The organism is Bacillus sp. JJ1127, from assembly GCF_036965845.1.
Taxonomy (GTDB): Bacteria; Bacillota; Bacilli; order Bacillales; family Bacillaceae_G; genus Bacillus_A.
This window is the reverse complement of the sequence record NZ_JBALQK010000300.1, coordinates 9,829-10,245: the sequence shown is the minus strand read 5'-3', so window position 1 is coordinate 10,245 and position 417 is coordinate 9,829. Positions and strand designations below refer to the sequence as shown.

Annotated in this window: 1 protein-coding gene; it reads left to right on the top strand. The window is 21.8% G+C overall.

Translation table 11 applies throughout. The features are described from left to right. Positions 1-195 (top strand): DUF4306 domain-containing protein (locus V7183_RS23220; RefSeq protein ID WP_335360984.1); only part of this gene is annotated, 195 nt, incomplete at its 5' end. Positions 196-417 lie beyond the last annotated feature (222 nt).

Here is a 417-nt window from a genome sequence, read left to right as displayed (position 1 = left end):
TGGAAATATACTGCGAAATTTACAAATTACTTCAAAGGATCGGTGTCAAATTATCAAGATATTTATCAAATAGATTTTTTTATATATGCCGCTAAATTTTATCCTTTATCCATAATACTTATGTTGGCAAGTTTTTTTCACATGATAATATTAATTGTTTACATTATATTCAAAAAAACAAATAATAAAATATAAAGAAAAAATGGTAGTATCTCCTTGTAAAAGTTCACTATGTTACAAATGTTTCAAAAAAGCAAAAAGGTATTTTTTCATAGTGATATATAGGTTTAAGCTAGAACAATAAAGTGCTTTTATTTAGATATTTTTATGAAGAAATGTGATGGGAATTTAAAGTTTTATAAGAAAATGTAAAACATTTGAAAAATTTCAATTATTTTATTTTGAACATGATACAAT